The organism is Microbacterium sp. Bi121 (assembly GCF_918698005.1).
Lineage (GTDB): Bacteria > Actinomycetota > Actinomycetes > Actinomycetales > Microbacteriaceae > Microbacterium.
The window spans coordinates 493,946-520,141 of the sequence record NZ_CAKKLJ010000001.1 but is presented as its reverse complement, the minus strand read 5'-3'; the positions used below and the strand labels follow the sequence as shown (position 1 = coordinate 520,141).

Sequence of the window (26,196 nt, the reverse complement as noted above, 5' to 3'; positions counted from 1 at the left end):
ATGCTGATTCAGGCGTGCGTCAACGGTGCACGAGACGTCGCGGAGCATCATCGAATCAGCGCTCACGAGCACGTCGTCGCCACTGACGCGGCGCGTGCCGTGGCGGCCGGCGCTGGCAGCATCCATGTCCACGCCAAGGATGCTGACGGGCGGGACAGCCTGGATGCCGGTGATGTGGCACGGTGGCTGACCGCCGTGCGGGCGGCGTGTTCAGGCATCCTCGTCGGTGTGACGACGGGAGCCTGGGCCGCTCCGCACCTCGAGGCGCGTCTTGCCGCCATCGACGCATGGACCGAACTGCCGGACTTCGCCTCGGTGAACTGGCACGAGGATGGCGCCGATGAGGTCGCGGCTCTCCTGGTGAGCCGAGGCGTCGGCGTTGAAGCCGGTGCCTGGAGTCTCGACGGAGCAGAGGCGTGGTCGCGGTCCCCTTCGCGGGATGACTGCATGCGCGTGCTGATCGAGCTGCCTGATCTGGACGTCGCGATGGTGCGGGAAAGAGCGGATGCACTGATCGCCCGCATCCGGCGTTCGAATGAGAAGATCCCGCTGCTGCTCCACGGCGAGGGACGTTCGACCTGGGTTGCGTTCGATCTCGCCGTGGAGCGCGGGCTGGACTCCCGTATCGGGCTGGAGGACTGTCTCACGCTGCCTGATGGCAGCATCGCGTCGGGCAACGCGGCGCTGGTCCGGGCGGCGATGGCGAGGGTTCCGGTTCGGTGACTACTGCACCGACCACCCGCCGTCGCTCGCGAGCACCGCACCGTTGATGTTCACGGCGTCGTCGCTGAGCAGGAAAGTGATGGATGCTGCGAGGTGCTCAGCGGTTGCGACGGTGGGGATCGCCTGCTGGAACGGCGCCAGCCGCCCGGAACCGTAGGAGGACATGTTCGGCGGCATCGGGATGCCGGTGGCCACGCCGCCCGGAGCGACGGAGTTCACGCGGATGCCCTTCGGTCCGTACATGAACGCCGCGGACTTCGTGACGCCGATGATGCCGTGCTTGCTCGCCGTGTAGGCGTTGCCCGAGGCGTTGCCGCGCAGGCCCGCTTCGCTGGCGACGTTGAGGATCGCCCCGCGGCCCGCCTTCTCCATGAGCGGCAGGACGGCGCGCATGAGCTTGAACGGCGCGGTGAGGTTGATCGCGATGACGCGGTCCCACACGGCATCCGTCGTCTCGCCGGCGGGCGAGAAGTCGTCGTTGATTCCGGCGACGTTGGCGAGGGCGTCGATGCGGACGCCGGCGGCGGCGATGACGGCGTCGATCGCGTCCTGCTGGGTGAGGTCGCCGGCGACCGCGATGATGTCGGGGAGCTCGCCCTTCAGCGCCTCGAGCTTTTCGGCAGCGATGTCGGATGCGATGACGCGTCCGCCTTCGCGGGCGATGCGGGACGCCGTGGCCTTGCCGATTCCGGATGCCGCACCCGTGACGATCACGGTCTTGCCGGTGAAGCGTCCCGGCGTTACCTGCTCGGTCCAGCCGGTGGCTTCAGTGTCTTCGGGGATCTCGCCGCCGTTCGCACCCCGGACGAGGTCGTCGACGACAGACTGCGGCATCTGGCCCTGGCTGAGGGTGACGAGCTGCTGCAGCGGCAGGCCGAGCACCGGGGTGAGGGATTCGGGGTCGGCACCGGACTGCGCGAGGAGCCCGCGGACGAGCTCGCCGCCCGTCGGGTCGTTCAGCCATTCGCCGATGGTGGAGTGTGCGGTCAGTGCCATGATTTCTCCTGTATCATTTCGCAACGGAGCGTCTCGTTATAAACGAGTGTACGCCTCGATACGCTCACTGGATGCCTCGTCCTCGCAGTGAGAAAGCCCGCCAGTCGGTTCTGGCCGCGATGCGTGCCGCGCTCGCCGCGGACGGCTACGCCGCGGTGACGATCGAGGGGCTGGCTGCCGAGGCCGAGGTGTCGAAGCAGACGATCTACCGCTGGTGGCCGTCGAAGGCCGCGATCCTCGGGGAGGCGCTGCTCGAGGGGGCGCTGCCCGTGGCCTCCCTGCCGGTGACTTCAGATTTGGCGGCCGACCTGCGTGCGTGGTTCTCGGCCATGTCTGCGCAGGCCGAACGCGGTGCGAGCGTCGAGGTCGCGCGTGCGTTGATCGCGGTGACCGCGACGGATGCCGAGCTCGGCGCCGCTCTGAACGAACGGCTGGCTGGCCCGATCATCGAGCAGATCGTCGCGCGGCTCGCCGTGGCGCAGGAGGCAGGCGAGGTGCGGGTGGACGTGGATGCCGCGGCTGTCGCCGACCAGTTCATCGCGATGTCGTCGTATGCCGCGCTGCTCGGGCGGGAGATGGATGAGGAGCGGGTGGATGCAGTGGTGGATGTGCTGATGCGGGGGATCGGGAACGCTCACCGCGAGTAGGCTCGCGGGCGTGACGCAGAGCTCTTTCCGATTCGCCATGCCCAAGGCCGTCCGCATCACCGGACGCTCGTCGAGCATCACGAATTCGTTCGTGAACGGTATCGTGCCGATCATCAAGCCGACGGATGCAGAAATCGACGAGGCGCTCGCGGTCCTCGAGATGACGGATGCCGTCATGTGCGCGTACTGCGGCGACACCGCGACGGAGTGGGATCACCTGCGCCCGCTCGTCGAGAACCAGCGCCCCACGGGATACATCCACGAGATCCATAACCTCGTTCCCGCGTGCGGCAAGTGCAATCAGAGCAAAGGCAACAAACACTGGCGTGCCTGGATGTTCGGCCCTGCCCGTCTCTCGCCGCAGGCGCGCGGCGTGGGAGACATAGAGGAGCGTGCTGCGACATTGGAGCGCTACGAAGCGTGGACCCGGCCAGTCAGGATCACGTTCTCAGACCTTGTCGGCGAGGAGCTTTGGACGAAGCACTGGGCCAACCACGAGGCGCTCCTGCAGCAGATGCGCGAGGCGGAGAAGACCGTCGAGCTCATCCGCGAATGCATCCGGGCGGGTATGGAAGGTGCAACCGAGCCAGTGCTGACAGGTGAACCCGTGGAGGATGCGGTCTGAGTGAGATCGCGCCGCCGAATGCTCTGATAGTTTCGCGATTGAGCACCGCGATGATGGCCGGTGCTGATGACCTCGAAGGATCCCATGACGAAGTCACCCTTGAAGCTCGCGACCGCTCTCGTCTTCCTCTCCCTCGTCGGAACCGGCCTTGTCGGATGCGGTGGAGAGAGCGCGCCGACAGGCCAGACGAACGAATCCACGGCGAGCGCACCACAGACCGAGGAGGCGCCGGCGCCTGCGCCCGTTCCGGTGGATCTCACCGGAACGTGGAAGCAGACGAACTCCAACTCTCCGGACAGCTTCCAGGAAGCGACGATCACCGGTGACACGATCGAGATCCAGTGGGTTGCTCCCGATCAGAAGTCGCTCTACTGGGCGGGGACAGTCGAGGTTCCCGAAGACGGATCGGCGGACTTCAGCTGGGAGTCGGTGAACGACACCTCGAAGACCGACGGTGCGCTGCTGGCTTCAGGCGACGAGACGAAGACGTTCACGTACAAGGACGGCGAACTGTCGTACGAGGTGACCGCGCTGGGCACCACGATGACCGTGCGCCTGGCCCAAGAGTAAGCCGCGCTCCGCTGGTGGTCATCTGCCCGATCAGGCAGAAAGCGGGGCCGCCGGGATCCCGTGGCGTTCGGCCGCGGTCGCGAGCTCATTGTCGAACGTCAAGACGCCGGTGATTGCGGTGCCCACGTGGATCGCGGTGGCCAGATGCAGCGCATCAGGTCCGGTGCTTTGTGAGGGATCCTGGCCGCCGAACGGCAGCCAGGATCCCTCACCGCATCACATGTCGCGACAGTGCTTGCAGAGCGGCCAATTGTTGGTTCCGGATCGTCGGTTTCGGTCCGGGATCTGCTGTCCGCTGGGGCAGTCGCTGAAGGTGTGATGAACGTCAGGATCTGTCGGATTGATTGAGTAGTACGGCGATACTCGCATGGTGCGCTCCTTGTCGTGACTTGCTGCCAGGTGGCAGGTCAGAAGATAGGCGGCACCACCGACATGGTCAGTTGAGCGCCGTGAACAGCCGCTCCCGCAACCTGGGATCGCAGACGTAGACGTAGGTCCCGAGCATCCCGCGCGTGAGCAGCACCCCGTAGATGTTCCGGATGAAGACGAGCAGGTCGTCATCGTCGAACGTCTCGGCGAGGTGCCCGGTGCGCTCCTTGCCCTTCTTGTCGCGGTACGCGTCCCAGTCCGCGACGATCCGCCCAGAATTGGACGAGACGCGGAGGTCAGGCCCGATGATAACGCCGGCGTAGTTGAGGTCGTACCCCTGCACGGTGTGGATCGATCCGACCTCGTCGAGCGAACCGGGTGCGTTGATCCAGTCCTTGTCGGTGCTGTTCCACCGCAACTGCACGCCATCGAGCTCGATGTCGAATGCCGAGGGCTCGCGGCGCGATTTCCAGTCCCACGCGTACCCGGCGACGAGACGCGAGAGACCGACCTCAGCGTCCCGAGCGCGGATCGCGTCGCACATCTCGCCGAGATCATCGAAGAACCGCAGGTCGTAGTCACCGAGATCGGGGCGTTCAGGATGCTCGTCCCGCAGCAGCGCACGCACGTACTCTACGTAGTCGGCGCCGGCCTGCACCCGCATCTGCGTGGTCAGCTGATAGTGCCGGTGCAGGTCGCGAGCAGCGTGGACCTCCGCCGACAGCACGGCCGGCGACAGATCATGCGGACGCACGCTCTGCTCGCCATCCACGAGCAGCAACTGATGTCGGCTGCGCGCCTTGATCCAGTCGAGCTGGGTGTACCGCGGGTCATCCGCCCCGAACAGCGCGGCGTTGATCTCGCGGAACTTCTTGTTCTGCACGCCCGACGCCTGGTTCGCGCGCTGACCGAGCCGGTGCGTCTCGTCGACGAGGATGAGGTCGAACGTGGCATCAGACTCGCCGACCTGGAAAGGCGTCAGCACCATCGCTGGGTCGAGTCGCGGCGTCTTCTTGAACACCTTCCTGACCGATTCGCGCAGCGACTGCTGCGGGATGACGAGGGCCATGCGCAGATCGGTGAGCAGGTCACGATTCTCGGGGACGAAGAACTCCGCGAACATCGAGTCGGGCTGCACGTCGTCGTGATCCTGGTGGGCGCGGATGTCAGCGAGCAGCTTCATGAGGAAGATCGCGATGATCGTCTTCCCGGTTCCCGGCTCGCCCTGCACGAGGAGCGTCGAGCGTGCGTCAGGATGCTGCAGGTCCTCGAGCAGGCCCTCGACGATGTCCGTGATCGCAACGGCCTGATCGTCGTTGAGCGCCTTGAACGGCGACAGCTTGAAGAGGTCAGAGTTCTCGATCTGCGGGATGCTGCGCGAGAACAGTCCTTCGGCGCGCAACTCCTCGAAGACGTCGCGGAACGACTCGCGGTACAGATCGCGGTCGTAGTACTGCGCATCGGTGAGTCCGTCGTTTCCGTTGAGGAGCTCGTACTGGCCGTCGCCGTGGAACCAGCGGATCAGGTGCGATTCGAGATCCAGGCACACGGACTTGTTGAACCGCTCGTCGACGACGACGCGGATCGATTCGAGTCCCTCGTGCTTCTTGGAGCCGGCGAGGTGCTGCCGCATGCGGGTGGCCGTGTTGACGGTCTCGCCGACGTAGAGCTTGCGCCGATTGCCCGAGCTGTCGATGACGTACACGACGGGCCAGTTCGTGTGACGTGCGTCGCCGCGCGCCCAGGCATCGACCGCTTGCCGCTGGAACCGCACGCGCTGGATGCTGAATCCGGTCATTCCTCTTCGTCGCTCTCTTGCTGCAGTTCGGTGTACTTGGTCATGCGGCCCTTGGCGAGGTGGACCGGGTACTTCGCTGCCGTGGAATCGAGCTTTCGCATAACGATTTCATCGAGGTCGACGCCGAGCTTGTTCGCGAGATGGATGCAGTACGTGACTACGTCCGCGAGTTCTTCCTCAACGCGTTGCTGGTCGGGAGTGCCGCCCCACTGGTAGAGCTCGAGGAGCTCAGCAGCCTCGATCGAGATGCTCTTCGCCAGATTCTCCGGGGAGTGGAACTGGTCCCAATCGCGCTCGGCGACGAAGGCGCGGAGGGCGGCGAGGGTTGAAGGGGTCGGCATGAGGCTGACGGTAGCAGGGATGCTGCGGCGTGCCAGCCGTGACGGCGCCACACGACTGATATGAAGGGAGAGTGGCAATCATCACGCGCTTCTACCCTGACCACCGCAGCTTTCGGCGGGCTGCCAAAACGGCGGAGTGCGCATACCAGTTAGTTGACGGTGACGAGGTGTGCCATATCTCCAACTGGTGACGTTCGGGTCCGAAGACAGGCAGGACATCGGAAGCCCGTCCCAGAATATCCGGCTCAACGAGAGCATGGCTCGAGAGTTGGTCGAGATTCTCCGAGAAGCGTTCCCTGCATTGCGCGAGAAAGACACCCCGGGTATGGATCGCGGAACACGCCGCGTGGTGTCGTGAAGACGCATCCTGCAATCGAGCGAAGCGCTAAGCGGGGAAGCGATGCTAGGGCATTGATCCGCACCGTTCGCATCGCGCGGGCGACCGCGGGCTTTGGTCGCTGTGCAGGGTCCCGAGGACATCGGAGTCAAACGTCGCTGGCGCCCGATACATTGGATCGACGACCCAGGAGGGGCACCCATGAACGATTCGCCGGCATCCTTCAACTTCATTGACTTGTTCGCTGGTCTCGGTGGCTTCCATGTCGCACTTGAAGGCCTCGGCGGTCGTGGCGTGTTCGCGGCCGAATGGGAGCCGACTCTTAACGAGCTCTATTCGAAGAACTTCCCGACCGCGACCGTCTGGTCGGATGTCAGTACTCTAGACAGTCCCGCTGTCATCAGAACAGCAGTGCCCGATCATGAGGTTCTCACAGCCGGCTTCCCGTGCCAACCGTTCTCGAAGGCAGGCGAGCAACTCGGGTTCGGGCACACCCTCCAGGGCCAGTTGTTCTTCAGAGTGCTCGACATTCTGAAGGAGAAAAGGCCGCGCCGCTTCATTCTGGAGAACGTACCGAACATTCTCCGGCATAAGAAGGGCGAGACGCTTCGGACCATCCTCGCCGAACTAGAGAACATCGGTTACGCGGTCGACTGGCACCAGTATTCCCCTCACCAGTTCGGCGATCCGCAGATTCGTGAGAGAGCGTATTTCGTGGGGTCTTTGGATGGCCTGGATGGTTTCGATTGGCCGGAGCCGACTCATCAGAGCACAGATATCAGGACGGCGCTCGATGGGGCGGCGACCCCGAACCGGCCCGTCCCCGATCAGACTGTTCGAGCAATCGACATGTGGGATGATTTCCTGCGCCGTTCAGGGCAGGTCAAGTTGCCGTCGTTCCCGATCTGGTCAATGGAGTTCGGGGCCGATTACCCATATGGCGACGAAGGCACCCCGCCCGCGATCTGGGCTGAAAGAGGCCCCGGCGACCTTGGCGCGTACCGGGGGAGTTTTGGTAGTTCGCTCGCGGGTCTGAGTCGTGATGACCAGTTTGAACACCTCCCGAGCTACGCCCGCAGGGACGGGGATTTCTCGTTCCCCGGATGGAAACAGGCATTTATCCGGCAGAACCGTCAGTTCTTTTGGGCGAACAGGGTATGGCTTGTCGATTGGATGAACGAATGGCGGCCGTGGGAGTTCCCGCAGAGTCTACAAAAGTTCGAATGGAACGTACAAGGTGGCGAGCGCCGAATTGACGATTACGTCCTACAAGTCCGAGCGTCCGGTATCAGGGTAAAGCGCACGACAACTGCCCCGAGCCTCATCGCCATGACCCACACGCAGGTGCCAATCCTCGGTAAGAACATCGTCGGTGTTCGTCGGTACATGACGCCCCGGGAATGTGCAAAATTGCAAAGTCTCGGCGACCTGGGGCTACCGGAGAGTGACCTCGCGGCATACAAAGCGCTGGGTAATGCCGTCAACGCCCGCGTGGTCCGTGCGATTGCGGAACCACTCGTTGCGAACTTGACAAACTCGAGCGACGGTGTAGTTGTGTCGACGGCTGCGTAACTGATTATCTGTGAAGATCGCTGGCAGGCCGCGGTAGGAGAGTGTCGATGGGGCAACTGACTCGCCGCGCAAAGTGTTCGTAACCCGAGAGGGCGAGCGCCCCTAGATCTCGGCGGCTCCGAGCCGCTCTCTCAGACTCTCCAATGCCATAGTTGCCCACTCGATTGGTTCATCGGTTCGCTCAGCGCGACCAAGCAATTCGATCAAACGCAGCCGCTCAATGACCGTGACGACCGATGTCAATTGATCCCATTGAGTCCCGGCGCGCGGGATGGTGCCAGGAATAACCAGGAGACTTAGTGGATCATTGTCCATTCGGAGCCATGTTGACCATAGACGAGTGTCGATGTCAGTGGTCTTGGTGTATTTTTCACCCTGAATTGTGCATTGGGCGAGCGCGATCGGGAATCCCGCTCGCCTGTCGCGGAACTGCCGCCACGCGACGACGTCGACGCCGCCATCTTTGCGTCGAGGCGGACGATAACCGTGACCGGGCTTGACCCCGATACGTTTAGCGAGCCAGTCAATAGCCTGGTCGAACTGTTCCGGTCGTCCGTATCGGGATGGAAAGGCAAATCGAATTGCGCTTCCGCCAACACCCCACAGTTTGGCGAGCGCGCGCTCAGCTATTTCCTCAAACAACTCGCCCATCGCCCCGATGTTCTGTGGTGAAAGCAATTGCCGGGATATGGACTTTGGTGTGAGTAGGAGCAAAGCCGTATACGAATGTATGAGGCGAGCATCGCGGCGGCGAAGCACCGCGATGTCTGGCCGAACTACGAACGGGTATAGATCTCCGAGCACCGTAGAGCGGCTCTCGAGGATCCCGACTGCGAGCGAGGTCCGCGCCGCCTCGACGCCCAATTCCTCCTCCGCGAGCTTGAACAGCCGGTCAAGTGTGATGTGACCGCTGGGGCTCACCAATAGAGACAATTCGATCCAATCTCCGATCGACTCGACAGTTTCAAGGTCAACGTCGAGCACTCTGGTGCCCTTCAGAGTAGGTCGAGGTTGCGAGTTCATCTAACGTTGAGCGGATTCCCTCGACGGCTGATTCGATGTCGTTTACCAAATTCACCACCTCTGGATCGTTTGTGAACTCGGAAAGATCACTGCTCGCGGACGCGAGCGCATTCTTAGCAGTGGTGAGACGTCGCTTTAGGGCTTCCAAAGGATCCAGCCCCGCGGCGCTGACCTTCTGTTTGGCTTGTTCAAGCGTCTCGCCATTCCGAAGCGCAGCCAGTCCGACGTCGCTGGACACTACGCTTCCGAGCTGGGACATCTGGCGCGAATCCGAGATGACGGGTTCGTGTTCCTCGTCTCCGAAGACCCACTGGAGCACCTCAGCGAGTTCACTTGTCTTTTCGGCTGGGATCGGCGGCTGGTTCGGATCAAGACGCGAGCCGAGCGGGGCACCTACGTGCTCACGAATCTTGGTGCTGCTCAGGGCGACTGTAAGCAAAGAGAACGCCGCCTCGGCTTGCGATGTGGACAGGCCGAGCTCCTCAGCTTGAAGAAGGACTGCCTGGTCTCGGTAGAGGTCGGCAGCTTTGCTTTTCGGGATGCCAATGAGGTCAGCTACTTCCTGGAGCGTTCGACCTTCGGCAACGCGGGCGGCGATGTAGCGCGCTTGCATTAATGGTCGCCACTGGAGCTTTCCGACGATGTGGACACGCGCAATCTCGGAGTGCGTGGTCTCACGGGTCTTGTGCACCACAACCGGGATGAGCATGTCCACCGAGATGACGCGCTTTGCTGCGAGCGCTTCCCACTTCTCGGGATCTGGAAACTCCGCTCGCATCTCGGCGTTGGCGAGGCCCAAGAGTGCGGTAAGGCGCCGGTTGCCTTCCACTACGATCCACGCGCCCGACTCGGAGTCGCTGGGGATCACGATGAGCGGCTCCGCTTGGAAGAACCCAAGCTCGGCAATCGACTGGGCGACCGGGTGGGCATCGAAGCCCATCTCGAGGATCACAGCGAGGTCCTCGAGGCGGTCGCTTCGATTCTTCTCGGGAATGCGGGGATTCTCGCGATCTAGCCGCAGGGAATGGAGCGGCACCTGCTGGAGTCGGCCTGCGCTTGCTGGTACTTCCTCAGTCATTTGAGCCCTTTCGAACAATTGAACCGCTCCCCAGGTAAAGCCCTAGCGCTAGGACCTCGCCCTGCGAGGCGTCGGTGGGATGGACGAGTCGGTGGACCTGGACCACGATCTGGTTCGGGTGCTCCTTGATCCCGAGTACCTCGCGGTCGCCTGGGTAGTAGTCACCGTTCAGTTGTGGCTTGATGTCGTGGCCCTGGAATAGGTTGATGAACCCGATATCGGCGTCCCACTTACGACTGCGGGGTTGTCCATCATTCTCCATCAGCATGAGGGTTACACTGCCGACCTGCTCGGCCTTCCGCCTCACGGCCTCGACAAACTCATCGTGGAGCCAGCCAGGGCTGTAATCGGAAATTCTCCAGGTTGAAAGGAGCGTATCGACTACGTCGAAGTCGGCTAGCCGTTGCGTGCGGAATTCCAGGCGCCCGTGAGACTCGTACTCAGCGTTAAGCAGCCCGGTCTCTGCCAGCAGTAGTCGGTTCGACTTGGTGTCGGTGGCCAACAAGGAGGGCCTGCGTTGTGAGTGCCACCCGAGCCCCTGCGACGACAAAGCTTGGACGACGCTCGCCCGTGTCGGAGTCATCCCCGGCGGAAGAAGAAGCCCAATCTCTTCGGACCAGGTGCGAACGGAACCACCGGCGTCGATGTGATCGCGAAGGCGCGCGCGAAGGTCCTCTTCAGTGTGGACTATTTCCGTTAGAGAGCGGATCGTTCGTTTGCTTCCAAAAAACTGGCAATACGGCAGCAGATCGCCTCGATAACCAAAGGCCCTAGCGCGTTGCTCGAGCGTGTCAACCTGGGGGCTCGCCGGGCGATTCATATACGTCACGGTCAGGCCTTCAACCGTGAAGCCTCGGTCCAGCTTGTTGCCGCCGACGAGGATGTGAATGGGGGCGATGTTCCAATCCACCTTGTTTACATCTGCCGCGCTGTTGACAAGCCAGATTGTCGACTCCTTCAGCACCTCGCGGAGTTTCGAAAGGAAAGCCTCGTCAGACACGTCAGCAATCCCGTAACGCCCGAGCCGCGCCCGTTCCTCCTGAACGAGGGGTGGGATTGTCGATGCATCGCCCTCGAGAACGGTCCCTTTCCACTGCGCGATCTGACGCTTGATCAGGAACTCGTACCTTGCCTGGACGTCGTTCCGCGCGGTGGAGTGGACGAGCATGCTGATCGGCGGGCTCGACTGCTCGTGGAGGAGGAGAACGGCTGCACCCGCAAGGAACGATGCGAGAGCTTGTAAGAGGCTGGTCTGCAACTGGATCGGCGGTGTCTTTGACGCTTGCTCGTCCAACACCGGAACGTTTCTAACTACCGTGTCGGCGTTGTCGATGAAGAACTCCTTGCCACCTGTGTAGCCCTTTCCGGGCATGAGAAACTCTACGAACTGCGGACTCAGAATATCCGCGGAATCGAGCAGAAGTGGCGCGTACGGCGTCGCGGTGTATTGGACGTAGAGATGGTTCGGCGCGGATGCGCGGAGGTCTTTGATGGCGGAATAGGTCCTGCTTTCCGTGTCCTGGCTTGTGTTGAGCGATGCTTGATCTGCCTCGTCATCGACGACAAGTACCTTAAGGTCCTTCGGTAGTTTCGCCAGTTGCTTTGCAACGTCGCGAATTCGGCCCGCATGCTTGAGCACGGGTACAAGGCACACACGGCCACGTTCGATGAACTCTTTCATCCGCTTGCCTGCAGCATCCGTCACCGGGTTTGTTTCGCTGATCCAGACGTAGTCAGCGCGCGTGCCAATGCCAAGGGAGTTCTCAAGTCGAGATCTATTCTGATCAAGCAGAAGATTCGTCGAGCCTAGGAGAGCGACGATCAACTGGTATCCATCATCAGCGGCCGCCGCGGCAAGCGCCGTGATCGAAGTTGTCTTGCCGGACTGCACAAAACCAAGAGCCAGACCTGTGTTTGATTCGTCGAACTTCGCGTCGTGGTCGAGGATCGCCGAAGCTGATTCCCAGATGCGCAATCGCGTTGGGGCGTCTATCTGGGCGGCAAGAATAGCGTCGAGGCGCGTTTTCTCAGTCATTTGAGTTTTCTCCGGGATATAAGGCGAGACGTTTCACATTCGACCAGGTGCCAAACCGATTGCGAAGCGTCTGCTGTGAAGGAGCATCCGAAGCGTGTTGTCTCTTCCACGCATCGAAGCGATGAGCGGAACTGGGCCAGCCTGGATCGAGGAAGTAGTCTCGGGCGTAAGCGAGGAGTTCCGCATCAGTCCAGCGGGTGTTGTAGCTCGCGCGCGGAGTCTGGCCGTGTTCCACCTGGGCAGCGTCGCAAGCCGCTGCCCAACCGCCAAAGCGCTGGTTTATTCGGGGTAATGATGGTCCCCGCACTTGCCCGACGCGGATGAGTTCCGCGTACGCCTTCGCGGTGAGCGGGAACTCAAAAAGCGCGGCCTCCCGGATCGCGGCATATGTCTCGTCGTCCGTCCAAGTCGGCTCCGCGAACCCAGCAGTTCGAATGCGTAGATGGGTCAAGTCCTCAGGCCAGAACTCCACGAGTTCTGCGTTCGTGAGACCCGTCCTAGCCGTCAGCTCCGGAATTGTCATAGCTCCGCCTTCGTGCAAAATGGGCCGCACCAACTTGTCAATCGCGCTCCGCCTCGCCTCCTTAGTTCGGCGGACCAGGTCCTGCTGTGCGGCTCTCACCTCAGCAGGAGAAGGCCCTCCGTGCTTCTCGATGATTTGACGTACGCGCTCGCGAGAGATGCCGAACTCATCGCCGATGGTGCCGAGCGTGGCACCGGCGCGGCGCCGATCAATCATGAGGCGTTCGCGGGGAGTGGGTCCGGGACTTGATCTTCTTGGCGTGGTGACTGCATGGGGATCTGCGAGCGGTGCTCGTCCGAGGTCATTGAGCAACCTCTCGATGGAAGTCGCTCCGATCCCTGACCAGGTCGCAATCTGATCGATTGACAATTCAGAAAGACCCCGCCAGTCAAAGACTTGATGTGCGACGAGCGCGTTGAACGAGCGTGTGTCGTTGGTAAGACGCTCAATTGGGACTGCCGCGTCGAGATGAGGGAACTGGTCTCCGAGCGTTGCTGCGACGTTCGTTGCAGATTCGTAAGGTGCCGCTGAGCCCGGCACGTGAGCCGTTAGATCCGTGAGCAGAGTCTCCATCGCCCGGTGTCCAATCCCGCTCCACTGCCCAATGTCATCCAGATTGTGCGGCGCGAGGTGCCGCCACGTCCTGATGCCGCGCCGTAGCATTGCGTTTCGAGTTGTCGCGCCCGAGACGATTCGCTCGACAGACGTCTGCGCACCGATCGACGGAAACAGGGCCCCCAGTGGAACTGGGGGAAGGTCGCTGTCGGCGGGGCCGGTCGAGCGGTGAACTTTAGACCGAATGATCCCGTGACCTGACCTGGTGGCAGTGGCGAAGTCTTCTATCAGTTGGCCGATGCGCTCCTCGCCGAGCCCCGGCCAGTCGCTGATCTCGGCCAGAGTCATGCAGGAAATGTCCGACCACGATTTGAAGCCGCCGAAGCTGAACCATGTGCAGGTTGCACTGTCCGAGACGACTTGGTCTAAGGCGGCGGCGTCGGCAATAGCCGGGAAGACGTCCGCAAGCGTTACGAGCTCATCGGCGGACGCCGACTCGAAGTCGGTTGCGGAGGCACGTTCATCCATCTGACCTCCTCGTGTCTCGGCGGACGTCTTCATCCAAGACACACCATAGCGGGGCTGGTCGTGCCGCCGCGTTGAGTCCTCGGCTAGTCCTTAGTTGGGACGCTCGGCCTGTTCACTCGACCGCAGGTGGGTGTTCGGTCGACCATCCAACTCATGACCCGCATGACCCCGCCCGCCCGCGTGACGGGGCGAACGTCTCTAGTTCGCCGGCGCGCGTGATTCCGACGACTGGAACGCCTCCATAGCCTCGAGGTGCGGCGCATGCGTCTCGGTTCCAAGGCGAGGCCGACTTCATCGTTCTCGTGCCCGACCGCGGCATCGTCGTGAGGCCCGAGGAGGACGACTGGTTCGACCTTCCGTACGCCGGGCTGACCCGGGCGCGCTATCGGTGTGGGGTGATTCCGAGCTGAGACTGCACCGGGCACCTCCGAATCGAAGGAATCATGAGGTCCTGGATGCATGCCTGTCTCACCCTTGCGGTGTGGCCAGCGCTGACCGACATTGGCGTGTGGCGAGGTATACCCCTACTCCAACCTGTCCGGCAGTGCACTCCAAGATCATGCAGGAGTTTCCGACCCGAACCCCAGTTCCTCCAGCATCCTGGCCACGACCGGCCATGACTTTCCATTCCGTCCTCGTGCCGATACCGATTCGGTGACAGCCATCAGTGCTCGCCGCACCTCGAGCTCTGCCCCATCGAGTGCCGACTCGTACCCGTCTGCGAGCAGGTAGGAGTTCGACGTCGCGCCGTACGCGAGCATCGCGTCCAGGAAGATCTCGAGCTGCCGTGGTGAGTCAATGTGCACGAAGTCCAGGTCGTTCTCCCAGAGGCGTCGGGTGACCTGATCGTCGCTCAACGTGACGACGGTGCCGAAGCGGTGGCCGCGCTCGGGAAGCGCACGCCGCACGTCGTGCACGATCTCGTGGAAGTGTGCGTCGCCCATCCCGAAGCCGACGAATAACAGGTGACGTGTCATCAGGGTGGCCTTCACCAGCGAGCTGAGTGCGGCGCGATCGGCGTTGAAGCCGAGGTAGTCCTCGCGGGTCAGGACGATCGACTCCCGCCTGTCGACGCTGCCGTGGAGCTTGAGCAGCCACCGGTTGCTTGTCTCGGCGGCTCCGGGGATGACTCGGCGTGGACGCTGTCCGTCGAACGCGGCCCATTCGAACAGCTGGTCGTAGTTCAGCGTGATGGCCTGCTCGGCTTCGAGGGCCGCGAGCAGCGGCGGAAGGAGTCCGTACCGACGCTTGTCGACGGCCTCGACGATGGTCTCCGTGAATCGGTCACGGCCGTCCTCATCGTCCCGGGCGAACGCGTCGCGCACGAACGCCGCCTGGTCGAGCACATCGTGCTTGTTCACCAACAATTCGACGACGTCCTCATCGAGGCCCGCCGCTTGCGCAAGAGTGCGGATCAGTCCTGTCCAGTCCGGAGCGCCCGCCGACATGCTGATTCCAGAGCCCATGAAGGGAACGAGTCGGGCATCGCGTGCGACTTCGCCCAGCCGCCTCGCAGCGTCGCGCATCTCATCGGTGAGTTCCGGCCACCGTTCGCGATCATCTCGGCGGGTCATTTGTGCCAGGGCGTATGCCTGCGGATCGCGCAGGACGATCGCCACGTCTACGTCGTACCTCTGCGCGGCGATTCGGCTCCGCTCGTCGATGACGCGGAGGAGTTCGCCACGGAACTTCCCGCCCCCGCCCCCTCCGGCGCCGAACAGCGGAACGGCGAGCAACGGCTTGCTCCGGTTCGACAGAGACTTCGTCGGCTGGCGATGTGCCACGACCTCGGCCGCCACCGAGAAGAACTCCTCGAGGCGGGGGACGATCTGGTCTGCCGTTTTCACGCGGTGATAGGGCACTGCCGTGAGGATCGTCGTCGGCTCGTCCGGGACGTCCGCGCGCTCGAGGAGCGGCAGCGTATACCGGGCCTCGGATCGGAACTCGCGCTCGTATTGCGGGTCCAGCCGGGTGGGCGCCTCGGGCGCCGATCGAGTCCATCCGCCACCGGGCCGCAGTTCGCGGTCGGTGGCGTGCAGATACGCGTCGCAAGCGAATCGTCGGGTGTCGCCCTGAATGACGAAGACGTGACCGGTCATGAACTGATCATGGCATCCCAGCGCGTTTCGGCTTCGGCGCCCGCGCAACGAGCTCCTCCCCGTTCGGTCCTTCCGCCCCGCGGTACTCGAAGACCCAGAACCCGTCGACCTGCGACTCGCTGGTGCACTCGTATACCGCGAACAGGCTGAACTGGTGAGGCTGACTCAGCGGCACCTTCGAGACCATGCCCGTCAGCTTCTTGCCGGAGAGCGTCACGGGCATGTCTCCGGTCTTGAAACCGTCGCGCGGACCGCCGAAATAGGCGCAGTAGAGCGAAGGGTCCTGGTTCTTCGCGGATTCGTGAGTGGTCATGCTTCCTCCGGCTGACGATGGTCGACGATCCGCGCGACGGCGTCGCGCAGGAACTCCTGAGGTGCGAATCTCGGCATCACCCCGCGGACGTCTGTCCATGCGGTGGATACCGGGATGCCGCGATGCCGTGCTCCGTATAGTGCGGCGACAGCTGCCGTACGGCTGCGCCCCTCGGCGCAGTGCAGGAACACACGCCGTCCCTCCGCGCGAAGTGATGCGACGGCATCCGAGGCTTCAGCAAGCACGAAGTCGAGGTTCGGGTTGCGGTCGGGCTGGTCGATCAGCCAGACCTCGACACTGACGCGATCCTCCGGCACCTGCTTCGCGCCGACCCGACACAGGGATACGACCGCGTCGACCTCGTCCGGGAGACGGTCGAGCGCGCCGAGCGAGCCGATCCACACGCCGTCGTCATGGGGATGCCGTGCGAGGGTGCCCTGCGTCGAGTAGCCCGCCTGCGCGAGCCGGTCCGCACCCGGCCACCCCTCGGCATCCGGCTTCCCACCGCGCGCCGCGAGCGCTGCCTGACGCACGAGGTCGCCCGCCGCACATTCCGGCCAGCCGTGCAGACGCCGCTTCCAGCCGAGCGGCACGGCGGAACCGCCCCACAGCGCACCCGCAAGCGAACCGGCGATCGCAGCAACCGTGTCGGTGTCTCCGCCGCCGCGCACGGCGCGCTCGACAGCGTCCACAAGAGAAGTCGCCCCGGATATCGCGGCCAGAGCTCCCTGGAATGCACGTACCACCCAGCCGTTACTCTGCATGAACTCCCGCGGATGCGCACCGAGCGCCTCGTCGATCAGGACTCCCCATCGTGTGGAATCCGCTGGAGCCAGCAATGCGAGATGCGCGTGCATGTCGAGCTCGCCGGTGAGGATCGCGTGCCGAATGGCTGCGGACCACAGAATGCACGCGGAGGCGCTGTCGGACTCCCAGTGCGTCAACTCCGACAGTGCTCGTGCTGCCTCCGCCAGGTCCTCGGCCGGTCGATTCAGGTAGCCCAGGGCGACCGGACCTGTGCGCATCAGCGCACCGTTGCCTGCGCTGCGCCCGGTGCGCTCGTGCACGTGGCGCGCCGCATCCCTGACATCCACCTCCGAGAACTCCCTCGGAACGCTCGACAGGACGGCTCGCGTCTGCGCGCCGACGTCCTTCGCGGTGCGCGACCATTCGATCCACCGCCTTGCGATCTCCTCACGGGTCGAGGTGTCGATGATCTCGCCGCGGGCGAGGACGTCGAGGATCGGGATCGCCATGCTCGTGTCATCCGTCCACTCGCCGGTGGCGTGGCCGAAGACGCCCTCGCCGAACCGCGGTGTGACGTCGTCGGCGAGCGACGGGCCGAACTCGTACTGAGAGCCGAGTGCGTCTCCGGCGGCCGAGGCGAGCACGGAGCCGATTGCCCGATCGAGCTGGATGCTGGTCATTCCCATGGCTCCTCCTGAATTAAATCAACTTTGCGATAAGTCTGCTGAGAAGATGATGCACCCGACCACCGACATTGCGCAAGAGCGCGTAAAATCGCAGCGTGGCTCGTTCACTCGATTCCTTCCCGCGTCCTTCGGTGGCCGTGGACACAGCCGTCCTCACTGTCGTGGACGGAGCTCTCGCGGTGCTCGTGCTTCCGCCTTCCGAGCACCTGCCTATGCGACTGCCCGGAACGTTCCTTCACGAGGGCGAGGAACTCGCGGACGCGGTGCTCCGGTCGCTGCGGGAGAAGGCCGGGGTGGAGGGTCTCGCGCCGCGGCAATTGCGCGTCTTCGACGCCGTGGACCGGGATGATCGTGGTCGTGTGCTCAGCGTGGCGCATGTCGACGTAGCGCGATCGGAAGCCCTGCCGCCGTCGACGCTCGTCGTGCCAATCGCCGAACTGCCACCGCTCGCGTTCGACCATGACCAGATCGTCGCCTTTGCGGTGGATTGGCTTCGCGATCGGTACCGGGAGCAACCGGATCCTGCCGGCCTGCTGGGGGAACCGTTCACAATCAGCCGACTGCGTGCGCTGCACGAGGCGGTGCTGGGCCTCGAGCTGTTGCCGGACACGTTTCGACGGTCGATGCTGCCGCAACTCATCAGCATCGGAGCTCTCGAGCGCGCTGGACGAGGTCGGCCAGCGGAGCTGTATCGACGCGCGTGAGGCTTTCGTGCCGAGGGTGCTCTGATCAAGGCGTCCTGGGTGACGCACGCGGGCCCTCGCCTCCCAGTAATGTCTGGATAGGCGGTGTGCGGTTGAGGTGCATCGGTGCCGGAGGAGTGATCATGGGCAATGAAGTCGAGTTGGTAAGCGACGGCGACGGTCTGGCCGTCCTCGGCAACGCTTCGGACGTTGAGCGGTTCTTCCTTGAGAGCGGGTTGGATCGCGTGTCACCTCGAGAGCTCGACCTCCAACGCCTCCGGTCCTTTTCGTCTACAACGGGAGCTGCTGTCGGCGTCGTCGGAGACATCGCGGCAAACTCCGGCCGCTGGGTGAAGCTCACGGCCGAATCGGCCGAAGCAGTCAAGACGTATGGGCTCATGGCGACCAAGACGCCCGGAGTCAGCCACGCGATGATCGGCCAACCCGGCGATATCAAACAGTGGCTGCAGATTGCGCAGGCGCCAACCGCGCTCCTCAACGGCCCGTTCGCGCTCACGGCTCTGTCGACGATGATGCAGCAACGGGCGATGCAGGAGCAGATGGATGTCATCGTCGAGTACTTGCAGGAGGTGAGCGAGAAGCTTGACGACGTTATGCGTGCGCAGAAGGACTCCGTTCTTGCGGACATGATCGGCGTCGACCTCGTCATCGAAGAAGCACTCACGATTCGTGACCAAGTCGGACGCGTTTCCGACGTCACCTGGTCGAAGGTGCAGGCGACGGGCATGACGCTTGCCCGCACACAGGCCTATGCTCTGCGTCAGCTCGACGCGATCGCCGAGAAGCTGGAGAAGAAGGCCGACCTCGGTGAGATCGCCAAAGCGACGAAGGAAGCGGAACCACGCGTTCGCGAATGGCTGGCGGTCATCGCTCGTACGTTCCAGCTGCAGGATGGTATCTCGGTCCTCGAACTTGATCGGGTGATGGACGCTGCACCCCAAGAACTGGAGGACCACAGGCTCGGACTGCGCACCGCTCGACAGAACAGGCTCGGACTCATCGGTCGCAGCAGCGCGCGTCTATTGGACCAGATGGATGCCACGATTCAGCGAGCGAATGCCAAAGTTCTGCTCAATCCATTCGACTCGCCCGCCGCGGTGAAATCGAGTAACCGGGTCGCATCCGGGGTACTCGAATTCCGTGGCCGCCTCGGCATCGAATCGGGACATGACTCGAAGGATGCGAAGAGGTGGCGTCAAGCGGCCGCTGAGGTCGGCGAGAAAGTGTTCGTATCCGCCTCGGAGGGCGCGACAGCGGCTGCGCGGCTTGGCACCTCAACCTTCGAGCGGGCCACCGAGGCGTTCCGCGCCGTAGACATCGACGGTGACGGAATCCCGGATAGGCCCCGCGCTGCGACTGCGGCCGAAGAAGCGAGCGCAGCGCTCAAGGACGCGGCGGGTGGCGTAGCTGGCGCGTTCGGGACGCTCTTCGGGCGGAGACAGGTCGATCCTTCGCTGCGAAGCGACGAGTCGGATCAGGACTGAGTTGCGGTTCTGCGGCTGGAGGGGCCGGCACCACAAGTCTGCCGATGACTCTCACCGCCGGTGACGCTGGTTCGCATCACTGTCTTGTTTCAGAACGGTGTCAACAACCAAAGCGGCGGAGACGACCAAGGTGAGGAGAGGATCGTCCAACGTGCGGTGCATCTCAAGCACGTAGTTATCGGCCTTCGTGAAGCTCTCCTTGCCGAACCCCGCCCATGTCTTGGTGATGCGTGCGATCTCGGAGCCGTGCGGATCAAGAATGCTGAAGTCCCGTGCCCGCCAGTCTTCCGAGTGGATGGTGCCGAGTGCAGTGCCGCCAGCTTCCATGCGGAAGCGTACATTGAACCGGCCACCGAGCACCGACGCCATCACACCAAGAGTTTCCTGAACGATGCTCCCGACGAGTGTGCCGTCTTCGCGCATGACCGTCACCTTCGACTTGAGCATCGTGGCTGGACGGGTAAGCGTGAGAATCGGGCGGCCATCCGCGTCGATGATCTGCAGCCGCTTGGTCGCGTTGTCTCGGCCGACTGCGATTCGCGACATGCTGATGCCGAACTCTCGAACACCGCCAAGTCTTCGCCCGTTCCGATCGAAGACCGTATACTCGGCCTTCTTCTCGAAGAGCTTTGCCTTCTGGTTCACCACCAGCACGCGCTCCGTGAATAGAGTGCCGTGACCTTCTCGCGTCGACTCGGCGAGGCCGAGTTTGCGGACCTGCTTCTGCACTTTCTTGTTGACGGGTGCGGAATGGGCATGCGATGTAGTCGACGCGACTGTGACTGTCTCCTGCGCGGCAATCGCGGTCGGAGGGGCAACCACCGGCGCATCGATCATCTGTTGTCCGCGGGAGCCCACATGCTCAGTCCACTGCACGCCGTCCCAATACCGATGTTCATGGCGGCCGAAGGGATCGGAAAACCATCCGGCCGGAGACTGCTCGCTCATGAGCTGAGAATAGCCGAGGCGCGTCGTATAGAACGCGTTCGACTACTCGATCGCCAACGGCCGCGAAAATGGTGTAACCGCGGGTAGAAGCGAGTGGGTGAGGCACCGACGCACCTCACCCACTCGGCGAGTCCCCAGCGGCCTCGCCGGCAGCGGACGGCTCCCCTCAGCCTTCCGCTGACTGTTACAGAACGGCGTACGCTTCGTACTGCGTTCCGCCGGGAAGCGGATCGAAGAACGTCACTTCGAACTGTGCCGTCCCGCCCGTCGGTAGGCGATCGATGTATCCGGACTCGGCGCCGATGATCTTCCCAGAGGCGTCACGTGCGACGACGACGACCATCACCGACTCTTGGTCGTCGGCGAAGGAACTGGTGACCTTGCCATTCACGTTCGTGGACCACTCGTCACTCGTCGCCGCGACATCGGTAACGTCGAACGCCCCAGTCGACGACTGCGGGGCACGTGTCGCCGCTGATGCCTCCGGGCCACGAACCTCGAGCGAGGCGATCTCGCCCTGGCCTACATCGAAGAACGTTCCGGTCACTGCAGTCCGTCCGGAGAGAATCGTCCGGTAATCGCTTGACGAGTCGAGGATGGTGCCCGACGCATCCAGTGCCTCGACATCGATCCCGCTGAACGAGAAGATGTAGTCCTCGTTTGGATTGTCAATGACCGCTACGTACCACCACGTCGAACTATCGAAGTCCGAGCGGCCGAAGGCCGTCTCCACGAGGGCCAGATCTTGGCGCTCATCTTCGGCAGGATCGGCCTGCGTCTCGTCGTCAGCGACAGCATCCGCCTCGTCCGTCAACTGAGCTGGCTGCTCGACGGCCGTGTCACCGCTACCGAACGCGTCATTGAAAGACGTCGCCACAACGGCGAAGAACACGATGAAACCGACGATTGTCCCCACCACCGAGACGATCAGGCCGACGATGCCCATCCACTTGCGATCGCCCTTGAGGAACAACGAGACGATGCTGAGAACGAAGGCGATCGGCAGCAGGATCCAGCCGACGATCAGCGCGCCGGGGATGCAGGCGAAGATGAAGCCCACGATCGCGACGATCATCGCGACCATCGCGAGGACGTTGTTCTTCTTCGGCCCCGAGACCGGCGCGCCAGCCGGAGGCATCGGAGGAGGCAGCTGCTGCGGCGCGGGAGCTGCGGGAGGGTTGGGAACGGACATGTGATTCTCCTTGTGGAGTGTGCGTGGAGCACCGGCCTGCCCCACGACGGATGCCGCAGGGCGCCGACCGCACGCACGACGAATATCGCCCGAAGTGCAGGCGCGATTCGGGAGCTCGGATGGGCTCCGGGGTCCGTGCGGACCGGCTGAATCAGACCATAGAGATGGGCTCGGACATTCGTCCAAAGTCACCTGGCGAAAGGTCGACACAAGGTCGCGGGTGTGTCCCTTCCGCCCGACCGATTGAGGTGATCGCACCCACGCTGGATGCTTTCGTGCTCAGCGCCGGCGACGTGGTCGTGCTCGCCGGGGAGAGGATTCGCCCTCGATCAGACAGATCCGCGATTGTCAGTGCGCCCGCCACCCATCAAGGAGCCGTATACCCACCATCCACGAGGTGGTAGCTGCCGGTGATGAAGCTTGCGGCGTCGCTCGCCAGGAAGACGATGAGGTTCGCGACCTCGTCGGCCTGCCCGAGCCGGCCGATCGGATGCTTCGACACGAGGAACTCTCTCGCCTCAGCATCCATCTGCGCCAGTAGAGGGGTGTCGATGAAGCCGGGACCGACCGAATTCACGCGCACGCCCTGCGCCGAGTACTCCAGCGCGGCCGTCTTGGTCATTCCGACGACGCCGTGCTTCGCCGCGACGTACGCGGGGGAGGTGGCGAAGCCGACGCTGCCCAGGATCGATGCGACGTTCACCACAGAGCCGCCGCCGTTTTCGAGGATCGAGGGGATCTGCGCCTTCATGTTGCGGAACACCGCGTTCAGGTTGATCGCGATGACCTTGTCCCAGTCACCGTCCGCATACTCGGCGGTCGGCGCAGCCGCGCCGCCGATGCCGGCATTGTTCACGCCGATGCGTAGAGGGGCGAGACTGTTCGCCTGCTCTACGGATGCTGCGATCCACTCGGGGTCGGTCGCGTCGCCTGCGGACGCTTCGGCGACGCCACCCGCGGCGCGGATCTCGTCGACCACCGACTGGGCCGCCTCGGCGTTCAGGTCATTCACGACCACGGACGCACCGTTCTGCGCCAGCAGCAGCGCGGTGGACTTGCCGATGCCACTACCTGCTCCTGTGACGATCGCCGAGCGGTCTGAAACGTCGTACTGAGCCATGACGACTCCCTCCAGGGCAAGCACGGCACCGGGAGAGCTTCTCGGTCGGTCCGCCCTCCTCGACCATACGTCGCGTGCGCATTCGTCGCCGTGGCCTTGACATTGACAGGTGCGCAGCGCTCGTCCAGCGGCCGTCGCCCCGACGCGCGCCCCTTCTATTGCTCCCCCGGAACCTCCACCCCGACGAACTCACCCTCCCGGGCACCGCGCCGGTTCGGCGCTTCGACCTCGGCAGCATCCAAGAATGCGCGCGCGACGATCGCACCATCGGCATCCGTCGCCCAGAGCAGGAATCGGCCGGCGTCGGCACGAGCAGGAACGGCGAGCGACACGCCATCCGACAACTGGAACGGCTGAACCTCGACAGACCCGGCCGACACGACTCCGACCTCCGCAGCTACGTCCGTCGGTGACCCAGCAGTTACCCACGCGCCATGCACGGTGACCGACAGCGCAGAGCGCCCGTGATGCGAGACCTGGACATCGAGATCGAATCCGGCGACCGGCATCGCCAGATCCGCGCCGGCTCGTGCCGGCACCATGTCCAGCACGAGCACCGTGTCGGCGTTCACGTCGGCGGGGTCGAGCCCACCCCAGTCCTTCGTCCGACGGTCCTCGGTCAGCAGACCCGCGCACTCGTGCTCGACATCCGAGAACTCCGTGTACACGTACCCGGCATAGCGGTCGTGACGACGCAGCTCCTGCGTCTCCCACCGCAGGTGCCAGGCGCGCTCTAGGCTGGTGAACCCCTCGCCGTACTCGCTATTGAGGATCGGCACACCCGTTCGCGGGAACGACGCCGAACCATAGAACGACTTGTCGACCGTGAAATCAGGGCCGAGTCGCACCGGGAACGTCTCGCGCTCGCCGGAAGCAAGGTCGGCGACGGCCTGCTTCCACGTCGCCAGATCCGGCTCGTAGTAGTGCCAGTCGACGAGGTCGCTCTTCACGTGCGACCACCCGGAGTTCTCCACGATGGGCCGCGTGCCATCGAGTGCGCGCAGCATGTCGTACGCTCGCACTGCGGCCTCGGCGCGAGCGGCGCTGCCCGGGATGTCCCAGTCCAGACCCCACTCCTCGTTGTACAGGCCCCAGATGATGATGCTCGGGTGGTTGCCGTCGCGTTCGACCATCGCGGGCAGCTGCGCCTCGAACGACTCGGCTGCGGCCTCAGAGAAGCGGCTCGGGCATGCCGGCTCGGCCCACACGAGCATGCCGGTGACATCAGCCTCGTGCAGCCAGATCGGGTCTTCGAACTTCAGGTGCTTGCGGACGAGGTTGTAACCGAGCTCACGTGCGAGGGCGACGTCGCGGCGCAGCGCCTCGACATCGGGCGCCGTGAGACCGGTGTCGGGCCAGTACCCCTGGTCGAGCACGCCGCGCACGTACAGCCGCGACCCGTTCAGCAGGAGCTCCTCACCGCGCGTCTCGATGCGACGCAGGCCAGTGGTCGCGACGACATAGTCCGCGAAGTCATCATCACCGACTGAGACCTCCACCCGGTACAGGTGCGGGTCCTCCGGCAACCACAGTCGCGGTTCGGGCAGCTCGATCCTGCCCGACGCCTGGCCGGCGGCATCCGTCGTGATCTCGATCTCGACACCCTCGACCCGTGCGCGTACGACAGCCCCGACAACGTCGTCGCCCTGCAGAGCCACCGAGACGTCGATGCCGGTCAGACTGTTTCCACGCAGCGCGACCGAACGGGCATAGGTTCGTCCGCGCGCTTCCAGCCAGACCGACTGCCAGATGCCCGAGGTCGGCGTGAACGAGACTCCGTCGTAGTCGTCGCGGGGGATCGACCGCTGCTTGCCGTGCGCGATCGCACGCTTGTCGGCAGGCGCCTCGACCTCGACCTCGATCTCTGACGCGACGCCGGGAACCAGGAAGTCGGTGACGTCGAACTCGAACGACTCGTATCCGCCGACATGCTCGCCGACGAGCGACCCATCGATGCGGACGACCGCGCGGTGATGCACGGCTCCGAAGCTCAGCACGACACGACGGCCCTCCCACTCGACCGGAACGACGACCTGCCGACGATAGACGCCGCGTTCGAGCCACGTGCGGCGAATGCCGGACGCCTCGCTCTCCCACGCGAACGGCACCGTGATATCCGCCTGGATGCCGTCCGCCTCGAAGTCCCAACGCCCGTTGAGCGTCAGCCAGCGCTCGGAGCGGTCACGATCGGGCCGGGGGTACTCGGGACGCGGGACGCCTCCGGTTTCGGAGGAGACGGGTGCCTGGTCGGTGATGGAGAGTGACACATTCAGCCTTTCACGCTGCCGGCGAGGATGCCGTTGATGAAGTGACGCTGGAGCACGATGAAGAGCACCAGCAGGGGGATGAGGGCGATGGAGCTCGCCGCAAGAAGCTCGCCGGTGACCGTCGCGTAGTCTGCGCCGATCCGGTTGCCGGTGATGTTCTGCGCGAGCGTCGACAGGACGACCTGAAGGGTAGACATCCTCTCGGAGCTGGCGACGATCACCGGCCAGACGAAGTCGTTGTAGATGTTCATGATCGTCAGGACCGCGAGGCCGGCGAGCCCCGGACGGATGACGGGCACGATCACGCGCCAGAAGATGCCGAACTCACTGCAGCCGTCGACGCGCGCGGCATCCAGCAGCTCGTCCGGGACGGCGCTGATCACCTGGCGCATCCAGAAGATCGCGAACGCGTCGATCGCGCCGGGCAGAATCAGCGCCTGGTAGGTGTTCACCCAGCCCAGCGCCTTCATCTCGAGCAGCAGCGGGATGATCAGCACGATCGTCGGCAGCATGAGCGTGATGAGGACGGTGCCGAAGATCAGGTTCTTGCCGATGAAGCTGTACTTCGCGAACGCGAATGCCGCCAGCGGTGCGAAGAACAGCGTGATGCCGCCCTTGACCACGAGCACGATCCCGGTGTTGAGGAAGCCCTGGGCGATCGGGACGTCCTGGAACATCGCGGTGAAGTTGTCGAGTGTGAAGGTGGTCGGGTCGAACCCGAGTGGATCGCGGATGATGTCGTTCGGCTGCTTGAACGACGAGACGATCGCCCACGCGACCGGTGCGAGAAACGCGATCAGCAGCAGCATGAGGAAGACGTGCGAGCCGATTCGCAGGCTCGGACGGCGCTCGGCTCGGGTGCGAGGGGCGGATGCCGCGGCAACCGTCTCGGGGCGGGTCAAGGTATCGGTCATGA

At 63.7% G+C, this 26,196-nt stretch carries 22 protein-coding genes; 7 read left to right on the top strand and 15 right to left on the bottom strand.

The features are described from left to right. The gene (locus tag LQZ87_RS02480; RefSeq protein ID WP_230101855.1) at positions 1–723 is read left to right on the top strand and encodes a 3-keto-5-aminohexanoate cleavage protein; all 723 of its coding nucleotides are present in this window, start codon (positions 1–3) and stop codon (positions 721–723) included. Here the strand turns inward: LQZ87_RS02480 and LQZ87_RS02475 are convergent, their stop codons facing one another. Next, positions 724–1,719 carry an SDR family NAD(P)-dependent oxidoreductase gene (locus tag LQZ87_RS02475; RefSeq protein WP_230101854.1) on the bottom strand — a complete coding sequence of 332 codons (996 nt, stop codon included), beginning with the start codon at positions 1,717–1,719 and terminating at the stop codon, positions 724–726. It abuts the gene before it with no gap. Between the two features lie 71 nt (positions 1,720–1,790). Here LQZ87_RS02475 and LQZ87_RS02470 point away from each other — a divergent pair, with 71 nt between their 5' ends. From LQZ87_RS02470 to LQZ87_RS02460, 3 genes are all read left to right on the top strand, one after another. After that, positions 1,791–2,366 carry a TetR/AcrR family transcriptional regulator gene (locus LQZ87_RS02470; RefSeq protein WP_230101853.1) on the top strand — a complete coding sequence of 192 codons (576 nt, stop codon included), beginning with the start codon at positions 1,791–1,793 and terminating at the stop codon, positions 2,364–2,366. A gap of 37 nt (positions 2,367–2,403) precedes the next feature. Continuing rightward, entirely contained in the window at positions 2,404–2,991 is a 588-nt protein-coding gene (locus LQZ87_RS02465; protein ID WP_230101852.1) for an HNH endonuclease, read from the top strand. 84 nt (positions 2,992–3,075) lie between these two features. Further along, complete coding sequence (locus tag LQZ87_RS02460; protein WP_230101851.1) at positions 3,076–3,561, top strand: hypothetical protein; 486 nt, start codon at positions 3,076–3,078, stop codon at positions 3,559–3,561. Between the two features lie 436 nt (positions 3,562–3,997). Here the strand turns inward: LQZ87_RS02460 and LQZ87_RS02455 are convergent, their stop codons facing one another. Beyond that, the gene (locus LQZ87_RS02455) at positions 3,998–5,728 is read right to left on the bottom strand and encodes a DUF2075 domain-containing protein (protein WP_230101850.1); all 1,731 of its coding nucleotides are present in this window, start codon (positions 5,726–5,728) and stop codon (positions 3,998–4,000) included. Then, positions 5,725–6,069 carry a nucleotide pyrophosphohydrolase gene (locus LQZ87_RS02450; RefSeq protein ID WP_230101849.1) on the bottom strand — a complete coding sequence of 115 codons (345 nt, stop codon included), beginning with the start codon at positions 6,067–6,069 and terminating at the stop codon, positions 5,725–5,727. Before LQZ87_RS02450 ends, LQZ87_RS02455 begins: the two co-directional genes overlap by 4 nt. 538 nt (positions 6,070–6,607) lie before the next feature. Here LQZ87_RS02450 and dcm point away from each other — a divergent pair. After that, entirely contained in the window at positions 6,608–7,978 is a 1,371-nt protein-coding gene (gene dcm / locus LQZ87_RS02445; protein ID WP_230101848.1) for a DNA (cytosine-5-)-methyltransferase, read from the top strand. A gap of 102 nt (positions 7,979–8,080) precedes the next feature. On the opposite strand, the gene LQZ87_RS02440 is transcribed toward dcm, so the two are convergent. The 7 genes from LQZ87_RS02440 to LQZ87_RS02410 form a co-directional block, all read right to left on the bottom strand. Further along, positions 8,081–8,962 carry a hypothetical protein gene (locus LQZ87_RS02440; protein WP_230101847.1) on the bottom strand — a complete coding sequence of 294 codons (882 nt, stop codon included), beginning with the start codon at positions 8,960–8,962 and terminating at the stop codon, positions 8,081–8,083. Beyond that, complete coding sequence (locus LQZ87_RS02435) at positions 8,949–10,079, bottom strand: hypothetical protein (protein WP_230101846.1); 1,131 nt, start codon at positions 10,077–10,079, stop codon at positions 8,949–8,951. Before LQZ87_RS02435 ends, LQZ87_RS02440 begins: the two co-directional genes overlap by 14 nt. Beyond that, positions 10,072–12,114 carry a Z1 domain-containing protein gene (locus LQZ87_RS02430; RefSeq protein WP_230101845.1) on the bottom strand — a complete coding sequence of 681 codons (2,043 nt, stop codon included), beginning with the start codon at positions 12,112–12,114 and terminating at the stop codon, positions 10,072–10,074. The genes LQZ87_RS02435 and LQZ87_RS02430 overlap by 8 nt, the downstream gene beginning before the upstream one ends. Then, on the bottom strand, positions 12,107–13,720 hold the full coding sequence (locus LQZ87_RS02425; protein ID WP_230101844.1) for a sigma factor-like helix-turn-helix DNA-binding protein: 1,614 nt from the start codon (positions 13,718–13,720) through the stop codon (positions 12,107–12,109). The genes LQZ87_RS02430 and LQZ87_RS02425 overlap by 8 nt, the downstream gene beginning before the upstream one ends. A 557-nt stretch (positions 13,721–14,277) precedes the next feature. Further along, on the bottom strand, positions 14,278–15,819 hold the full coding sequence (locus LQZ87_RS02420) for an SIR2 family protein (RefSeq protein ID WP_230101843.1): 1,542 nt from the start codon (positions 15,817–15,819) through the stop codon (positions 14,278–14,280). A gap of 7 nt (positions 15,820–15,826) precedes the next feature. After that, complete coding sequence (locus LQZ87_RS02415; protein ID WP_230101842.1) at positions 15,827–16,132, bottom strand: hypothetical protein; 306 nt, start codon at positions 16,130–16,132, stop codon at positions 15,827–15,829. Next, positions 16,129–17,559, bottom strand: coding sequence for an ADP-ribosylglycohydrolase family protein (locus tag LQZ87_RS02410; RefSeq protein ID WP_230101841.1), 1,431 nt, complete (start codon positions 17,557–17,559; stop codon positions 16,129–16,131). Before LQZ87_RS02410 ends, LQZ87_RS02415 begins: the two co-directional genes overlap by 4 nt. Positions 17,560–17,660: 101 nt before the next feature. Between LQZ87_RS02410 and LQZ87_RS02405 the strand changes: the two genes are divergently transcribed. Then, the gene (locus LQZ87_RS02405; protein ID WP_230101840.1) at positions 17,661–18,269 is read left to right on the top strand and encodes an NUDIX domain-containing protein; all 609 of its coding nucleotides are present in this window, start codon (positions 17,661–17,663) and stop codon (positions 18,267–18,269) included. Positions 18,270–18,391: 122 nt separating this feature from the next. Further along, positions 18,392–19,753, top strand: a complete 1,362-nt coding sequence (locus tag LQZ87_RS02400) for a hypothetical protein (RefSeq protein ID WP_230101839.1) — start codon at positions 18,392–18,394, stop codon at positions 19,751–19,753. A 51-nt stretch (positions 19,754–19,804) separates the two neighbouring features. Here LQZ87_RS02400 and LQZ87_RS02395 read toward each other — a convergent pair whose 3' ends face one another. The 5 genes from LQZ87_RS02395 to LQZ87_RS02375 all read right to left on the bottom strand — a co-directional run bounded on the left by LQZ87_RS02395 (position 19,805) and on the right by LQZ87_RS02375 (position 26,194). Further along, the gene (locus tag LQZ87_RS02395; RefSeq protein WP_230101838.1) at positions 19,805–20,701 is read right to left on the bottom strand and encodes a phospholipid scramblase-related protein; all 897 of its coding nucleotides are present in this window, start codon (positions 20,699–20,701) and stop codon (positions 19,805–19,807) included. Between the two features lie 184 nt (positions 20,702–20,885). After that, positions 20,886–21,893: a hypothetical protein gene (locus LQZ87_RS02390; RefSeq protein ID WP_230101837.1), complete on the bottom strand. Its 1,008-nt coding sequence runs from the start codon at positions 21,891–21,893 to the stop codon at positions 20,886–20,888. 367 nt (positions 21,894–22,260) lie between these two features. Continuing rightward, a complete protein-coding gene (locus tag LQZ87_RS02385; protein WP_230101836.1) occupies positions 22,261–23,013 on the bottom strand; it encodes an SDR family oxidoreductase in 753 nt (250 codons plus the stop codon). Positions 23,014–23,168: 155 nt separating this feature from the next. Continuing rightward, entirely contained in the window at positions 23,169–25,280 is a 2,112-nt protein-coding gene (locus LQZ87_RS02380) for a sugar-binding domain-containing protein (protein ID WP_230101835.1), read from the bottom strand. Between the two features lie 2 nt (positions 25,281–25,282). Then, positions 25,283–26,194, bottom strand: coding sequence for a carbohydrate ABC transporter permease (locus tag LQZ87_RS02375; RefSeq protein ID WP_230101834.1), 912 nt, complete (start codon positions 26,192–26,194; stop codon positions 25,283–25,285). Positions 26,195–26,196 lie beyond the last annotated feature (2 nt).

Excerpts from the sequence above, each read along its gene's own strand:
- LQZ87_RS02480 (WP_230101855.1), top strand. The coding sequence starts at position 1 with ATGCTGATTCAGGCGTGCGTCAACGGTGCACGAGACGTCGCGGAGCAT.
- LQZ87_RS02475 (WP_230101854.1), bottom strand. The coding sequence starts at position 1,719 with ATGGCACTGACCGCACACTCCACCATCGGCGAATGGCTGAACGACCCG.
- LQZ87_RS02470 (WP_230101853.1), top strand. The coding sequence starts at position 1,791 with ATGCCTCGTCCTCGCAGTGAGAAAGCCCGCCAGTCGGTTCTGGCCGCG.
- LQZ87_RS02465 (WP_230101852.1), top strand. The coding sequence starts at position 2,404 with ATGCCCAAGGCCGTCCGCATCACCGGACGCTCGTCGAGCATCACGAAT.
- LQZ87_RS02460 (WP_230101851.1), top strand. The coding sequence starts at position 3,076 with ATGACGAAGTCACCCTTGAAGCTCGCGACCGCTCTCGTCTTCCTCTCC.
- LQZ87_RS02455 (WP_230101850.1), bottom strand. The coding sequence starts at position 5,728 with ATGACCGGATTCAGCATCCAGCGCGTGCGGTTCCAGCGGCAAGCGGTC.
- LQZ87_RS02450 (WP_230101849.1), bottom strand. The coding sequence starts at position 6,069 with ATGCCGACCCCTTCAACCCTCGCCGCCCTCCGCGCCTTCGTCGCCGAG.
- dcm (WP_230101848.1), top strand. The coding sequence starts at position 6,608 with ATGAACGATTCGCCGGCATCCTTCAACTTCATTGACTTGTTCGCTGGT.
- LQZ87_RS02435 (WP_230101846.1), bottom strand. The coding sequence starts at position 10,079 with ATGACTGAGGAAGTACCAGCAAGCGCAGGCCGACTCCAGCAGGTGCCG.
- LQZ87_RS02430 (WP_230101845.1), bottom strand. The coding sequence starts at position 12,114 with ATGACTGAGAAAACGCGCCTCGACGCTATTCTTGCCGCCCAGATAGAC.
- LQZ87_RS02425 (WP_230101844.1), bottom strand. The coding sequence starts at position 13,720 with ATGGATGAACGTGCCTCCGCAACCGACTTCGAGTCGGCGTCCGCCGAT.
- LQZ87_RS02420 (WP_230101843.1), bottom strand. The coding sequence starts at position 15,819 with ATGACCGGTCACGTCTTCGTCATTCAGGGCGACACCCGACGATTCGCT.
- LQZ87_RS02415 (WP_230101842.1), bottom strand. The coding sequence starts at position 16,132 with ATGACCACTCACGAATCCGCGAAGAACCAGGACCCTTCGCTCTACTGC.
- LQZ87_RS02410 (WP_230101841.1), bottom strand. The coding sequence starts at position 17,559 with ATGACCAGCATCCAGCTCGATCGGGCAATCGGCTCCGTGCTCGCCTCG.
- LQZ87_RS02400 (WP_230101839.1), top strand. The coding sequence starts at position 18,392 with ATGGGCAATGAAGTCGAGTTGGTAAGCGACGGCGACGGTCTGGCCGTC.
- LQZ87_RS02395 (WP_230101838.1), bottom strand. The coding sequence starts at position 20,701 with ATGAGCGAGCAGTCTCCGGCCGGATGGTTTTCCGATCCCTTCGGCCGC.
- LQZ87_RS02390 (WP_230101837.1), bottom strand. The coding sequence starts at position 21,893 with ATGTCCGTTCCCAACCCTCCCGCAGCTCCCGCGCCGCAGCAGCTGCCT.
- LQZ87_RS02385 (WP_230101836.1), bottom strand. The coding sequence starts at position 23,013 with ATGGCTCAGTACGACGTTTCAGACCGCTCGGCGATCGTCACAGGAGCA.
- LQZ87_RS02375 (WP_230101834.1), bottom strand. The coding sequence starts at position 26,194 with ATGACCGATACCTTGACCCGCCCCGAGACGGTTGCCGCGGCATCCGCC.